Genomic DNA, 1,699 nt, shown 5'->3' with positions numbered 1-1,699 from the left:
TGACCTGCCCTGGAATTTTCGGACCATCTGAAAGTTGAGAGAATGGCTTCCAACGGAGAAAAGGAAGTCATGAAGAAGAGCCGGTTTACCGACGAACAGATGGTCACGATTCTGCGCGAGGCGGACAAGGCGCCGGTCGCGGAGGTCGCGAAGAAGCATGGGATCAGCGAGCAAACGATCTACAACTGGCGCCAGCACTTCGGCGGGTTGGAGGCAGCCGACGTCAAGCGGCTCAGGCAACTCGAGCAGGAGAACGCACGGCTGAAGAAGATGCTGGCGGAACGCGATCTCGAGCTGGACGTGATGAAAGAGATCAACGCAAAAAATGTATGGTCCGCCCCGGCTTTGCAAGCGGGCGTTCTCCGACGAGACAGTTTGCGTAAATGTATCCGGCCTCTCGCGAGTCAGCCGCTTTTGGCGGCAAGGCCATGATGGGATATGCGCGCTCAGTTCCCAATAAGTGGACTGACCTCGAAGGCCGTTTTTTTGTCCCGGGTTTACCGAACGCCGGTGCGCTGTTTCGTCATCAATTGCACGTCTGCAAACCTTGACGGGTGATCGGCAGCCTACTGTGCTTGCGGCTGCCGAAGATAAAACGTTCCTCGTCGCGTGAGGATGGTCCACGCGATACGCGCGAGCTTGTTGGCCAGTGCGACGATGACCTTGTTGCGGTGTATGCCCTTCGCCTCCATCTGCGAAATCCAGAGCCCGAGATGATCCTTGGTCCGATCGAGATGCAGGACGCACGCTCGGGCACCGTGGATCAACAGCTTGCGGAGATATGGATTGCCTCGCTTGGTGATGCCGAGCAGGTGCTGCTTGCCTCCGGTGGAGAATTCGCCGGGAACAAGGCCTAGCCAGGCAGCGAAATGGCGGCCGGATTTAAACTGCGTACCGGTACCTGCGAAGGCAGTAATCGCGGTTGCGGTCAGATGCGCGATACCCGGTACCGAGATCAGTCGTGTGGCGACATCGTCGGCCCCTGCGATTGCTTCGATCTGGCGGCGTAATTGCAAAAGGCGTGCCTCAATGGAGCGGTATTCCTGCCACTGCTCCTGCAACAGCTCACGCATCGCAGGCGTTAGACCGTTGCCGTCGTTGGCGAGGATGCTTGGCATATCGCGAACAAAGTAAGCGGGGCCAGCTCCGATAGTCAGGCCGTACTCAAGCAAAAATGCACGAGCCTGATTGACGATGGCTGTCTTGCTGGAAACCAGTCTTTGCCGAACTCGATGTAGTGCCTGCAGATCGAGTTGTGCTTCCGTCTTCGGCTGCGTGAAGCGCATGGTGGGACGAGAAATCGCCTCGGCAATTGCCTCTGCGTCGACGATATCGGTCTTGTTCGACTTAACAAACGGTTTGACGAACTGAGCCGGCACGATACGGACCTGATGTCCCTGACCAATCGCTTTGCGAGCGAGCCAGTTGCTACCAGGGCACGCCTCCATCCCGATGATCGTTGGTGACGCACGCGCCAGGAACTCGAGCAGTCGCTCACGCGTAAATCGGTTCCGGAACACCGGTTTGCCCTTGGCGTCGAGTCCGACGACGTGGAATACGGACTTCCCGATATCGATGCCCATGCGGGCAATCGCAGGAGAGCACTGCTGGCTCATGGCACACCTCCGAGGACGGAAACAGGCGTCGGCCCAGATTACGCGATTACGGGAGGGGCGGACCATCCTATTAGTGGTGAGCG

The 1,699-nt window shown here is 58.2% G+C and carries 1 protein-coding gene and 1 pseudogene; one reads left to right on the top strand and one right to left on the bottom strand.

All coding sequences use genetic code 11. The annotated features are described in order from the left end of the window. Positions 1 to 69: 69 nt before the first annotated feature. Positions 70 to 345: pseudogene (locus G3N64_RS39025) on the top strand (transposase); the annotation flags it as partial. A 221-nt stretch (positions 346 to 566) separates the two neighbouring features. Here G3N64_RS39025 and G3N64_RS39020 read toward each other — a convergent pair. Further along, entirely contained in the window at positions 567 to 1,616 is a 1,050-nt protein-coding gene (locus G3N64_RS39020) for an IS110 family transposase (protein WP_241021441.1), read from the bottom strand. Between the last annotated feature and the right edge of the window lie 83 nt (positions 1,617 to 1,699).

The organism is Burkholderia sp. Ac-20344, from assembly GCF_017104975.1.
Classification (GTDB): domain Bacteria; phylum Pseudomonadota; class Gammaproteobacteria; order Burkholderiales; family Burkholderiaceae; genus Burkholderia.
Note: the sequence above shows the minus strand (reverse complement) of the source record. Positions and strands in the feature narration are given on the sequence as shown.